This is a genomic window from Peteryoungia ipomoeae, assembly GCF_004912165.1.
Taxonomy (GTDB): Bacteria; Pseudomonadota; Alphaproteobacteria; order Rhizobiales; family Rhizobiaceae; genus Allorhizobium; species Allorhizobium ipomoeae.
The window spans coordinates 2,501-6,459 of record NZ_STGV01000015.1; the positions used below are offsets into that span (position 1 = coordinate 2,501).

The 3,959-nt window shown below is 53.0% G+C and carries 1 tRNA gene and 2 rRNA genes; all 3 read left to right on the plus strand.

From position 1 onward, the window contains the following. The first annotated feature begins 455 nt into the window (after positions 1–455). Positions 456–3,370 (plus strand): 23S ribosomal RNA (locus FAA97_RS20890). Positions 3,371–3,483: 113 nt separating this feature from the next. Continuing rightward, positions 3,484–3,598, plus strand: a 5S ribosomal RNA gene (rrf, locus tag FAA97_RS20895). Positions 3,599–3,835: 237 nt separating this feature from the next. Next, positions 3,836–3,912: transfer RNA gene (locus FAA97_RS20900), tRNA-Met, on the plus strand. Positions 3,913–3,959: the final 47 nt, after the last annotated feature.

The window sequence follows — 3,959 nt, forward strand, 5'->3', positions numbered from 1 at the left end:
TCTGCATACATTGTGAAGAGAAGATTGATCTGGAGGCTTCCAGGTGTGGGATTTGATCCCATGTCCGAGCCCAGTCCTGATGATCCTTGTGATGGCCTAGCCGGCCGGACCTTGGGGAAGGATTGGGGGTAGGTAGGAAGCTTGTCGCTCTGGATCGTTTGTTGTTGGTGGCGTTGGTCGCCTCTGATGAACGGTCGGATTACCGTTGCCTGACCGCGCGGTACCGGATTTGATCTCGAGAAGCTGGTCTTAAAGATCTGGCACAAGTGAGCTGCTCGGCGTAGCTCCAATAAAGTGACCGGATCGAACACGTCGATGGCATCTGAATGGTCTGGTTGTAAAAGGTAGCCAGATTGTTGGAGCTGACCGTATGGTCAGATTTGGCACCCCCGCAGCGCAGCTGTCGGGACAAGGTTTGCCAAATCCAACTATAGATGAGCATTGGCAATGAGAACGATTAAGTGTCGTAAGGGCATTTGGTGGATGCCTTGGCATGCACAGGCGAAGAAGGACGTGATACGCTGCGAAAAGCCGTGGGGAGCTGCGAATGAGCTTTGATCCATGGATATCCGAATGGGGAAACCCACCTTAAATGCTTAGAAAATCATTCTGGTTGTTGGCTCTTTGAGCCAACGGTACGGCGAACGATCGCCGACGGACTGTCGTCCTGTATGGGGGTTTCCCTTACAGCGCGGTAGCGCGTCGCTGCTCGTGCGGCGTTCTTCAAAACCAAAATGGTTTCTAAGCATTGTGATAAGGTATCTAACCTTCGAATACATAGGGGTTAGAAGCGAACGCAGGGAACTGAAACATCTAAGTACCTGCAGGAAAGGACATCAACCGAGACTCCGCAAGTAGTGGCGAGCGAACGCGGACCAGGCCAGTGGCAACAAGGAATAAAGCCGAACGAGTTGGAAAGCTCGACTAGAGTGGGTGACAGTCCCGTAGGCGTAGAACACTTGTTGTCCTTGAGTAAGGCGGGACACGTGAAATCCTGTCTGAACATGGGGAGACCACTCTCCAAGCCTAAGTACTCGTGCATGACCGATAGCGAACAAGTACCGTGAGGGAAAGGTGAAAAGCACCCCGACAAGGGGAGTGAAATAGAACCTGAAACCGGATGCCTACAAGCAGTCGGAGGGCGCAAGCCTGACGGCGTACCTTTTGTATAATGGGTCAACGACTTAGTGTAACTAGCAAGCTTAAGCCGGTAGGTGTAGGCGCAGCGAAAGCGAGTGTTAATAGCGCGAATGAGTTAGTTGCATTAGACCCGAAACCGAGTGATCTAGCCATGAGCAGGCTGAAGGTTGGGTAACACCAACTGGAGGGCCGAACCCGCATCTGTTGCAATAGATTGGGATGACTTGTGGCTAGGGGTGAAAGGCCAATCAAACTCGGAGATAGCTGGTTCTCCGCGAAATCTATTTAGGTAGAGCGTCGACCGAATACCCCAGGGGGTAGAGCACTGGATGGGCTATGGGGACTCACCGTCTTACTGATCCTAACCAAACTCCGAATACCTGGGAGTACTAGTCGGCAGACACACGGCGGGTGCTAACGTCCGTCGTGAAAAGGGCAACAACCCTGACCTCCAGCTAAGGTCCCCAAGTCATGGCTAAGTGGGAAAGGATGTGAGGATCCCAAAACAACCAGGATGTTGGCTTAGAAGCAGCCATCATTTAAAGAAAGCGTAACAGCTCACTGGTCTAAATAAGGGTCTTTGCGCCGAAAATGTAACGGGGCTAAAGCCATGCACCGAAGCTGAGGATTGTGGCAACCTTCGGGTTGCTTCAGTGGTAGCGGAGCGTTCCGTAAGCCTGTGAAGGGAGACCCGTGAGGGCTCCTGGAGGTATCGGAAGTGCGAATGTTGACATGAGTAACGATAAAGAGGGTGAGAGACCCTCTCGCCGAAAGACCAAGGGTTCCTGCTTAAAGTTAATCTGAGCAGGGTTAGCCGGCCCCTAAGGCGAGGCAGAAATGCGTAGTCGATGGGAACCACGTTAATATTCGTGGGCCTGGTGGTAGTGACGGATTGCGTAACTTGTTCAGACTTATTGGATTGTCTGGGCGGGGAAGCGGTTCCAGGAAATAGCTCCACCGTATAGACCGTACCCGAAACCGACACAGGTGGTCAGGTAGAGTATACCAAGGCGCTTGAGAGAACTATGTTGAAGGAACTCGGCAAATTGCACGCGTAACTTCGGAAGAAGCGTGACCCCAATCTACGCAAGTAAGTTGGGGTGGCACAGACCAGGGGGTAGCGACTGTTTATCAAAAACACAGGGCTCTGCGAAGTCGCAAGACGACGTATAGGGTCTGACGCCTGCCCGGTGCTGGAAGGTTAAGAGGAGAGGTGCAAGCTTTGAATCGAAGCCCCAGTAAACGGCGGCCGTAACTATAACGGTCCTAAGGTAGCGAAATTCCTTGTCGGGTAAGTTCCGACCTGCACGAATGGCGTAACGACTTCCCCGCTGTCTCCAACATAGACTCAGTGAAATTGAATTCCCCGTGAAGATGCGGGGTTCCTGCGGTCAGACGGAAAGACCCCGTGCACCTTTACTATAGCTTTACACTGGCATTCGTGTCGGCATGTGTAGGATAGGTGGTAGGCTTTGAAGCAGGGACGCCAGTTTCTGTGGAGCCATCCTTGAAATACCACCCTTATCGTCATGGATGTCTAACCGCGGTCCGTCATCCGGATCCGGGACAGTGTATGGTGGGTAGTTTGACTGGGGCGGTCGCCTCCGAAAGAGTAACGGAGGCGCGCGATGGTGGGCTCAGACCGGTCGGAAATCGGTCGTCGAGTGCAATGGCATAAGCCCGCCTGACTGCGAGACTGACAAGTCGAGCAGAGACGAAAGTCGGTCATAGTGATCCGGTGGTCCCGTGTGGAAGGGCCATCGCTCAACGGATAAAAGGTACGCCGGGGATAACAGGCTGATGACCCCCAAGAGTCCATATCGACGGGGTTGTTTGGCACCTCGATGTCGGCTCATCGCATCCTGGGGCTGGAGCAGGTCCCAAGGGTTTGGCTGTTCGCCAATTAAAGCGGTACGTGAGCTGGGTTCAGAACGTCGTGAGACAGTTCGGTCCCTATCTGCCGTGGGTGTAGGAATATTGACAGGATCTGTCCCTAGTACGAGAGGACCGGGATGGACATATCTCTGGTGGACCTGTTGTCGTGCCAACGGCATAGCAGGGTAGCTATATATGGAATGGATAACCGCTGAAGGCATCTAAGCGGGAAACCAACCTGAAAACGAGTATTCCCTATCAGAGCCGTGGAAGACTACCACGTTGATAGGACGGGTGTGGAAGCGCAGCAATGTGTGAAGCTTACCGTTACTAATAGCTCGATTGGCTTGATCGTTCTCATTGACCATGCTCATCGGCCCGGACAAACCGGGCGATGATGCCAAAAACGTGTTCAAAATCGAAGCCTCAAAACTTCAACCAGCTTCTCAATCATTTGCCCTTAGCTGACCTGGTGGTTATTGCGGGGTGGCTGCACCCGTTCCCATTCCGAACACGGCCGTGAAACGCCCCTGCGCCAATGGTACTTCGTCTCAAGACGCGGGAGAGTAGGTCGCTGCCAGGTCTGCTAAAGGCAAACATGAAAATCTTCTCTAAACAAGCCAACGGCCCTGGTGCCGATCAGGGGTCGCATCAAGCGACCCTTATTCGTTTGTAGAACTAAAAAGAATGCAAGGAAGATCACAGGTCTCGGCCGGTGCCTCCCTTACAGGAGACAAAACCCAAAGGTTTTGATCCGGCAAAAATGGCACTGCAAAGCAGTGCCAAAATGGGTATTTTGCCTATCGCAAAAACCCGATGGCGCGGGGTGGAGCAGCCCGGTAGCTCGTCAGGCTCATAACCTGAAGGCCGCAGGTTCAAATCCTGCCCCCGCAACCAAATTCCCAAAACCCGTCAAAACAATCTTGACGGGCTTTTTTGTGCGG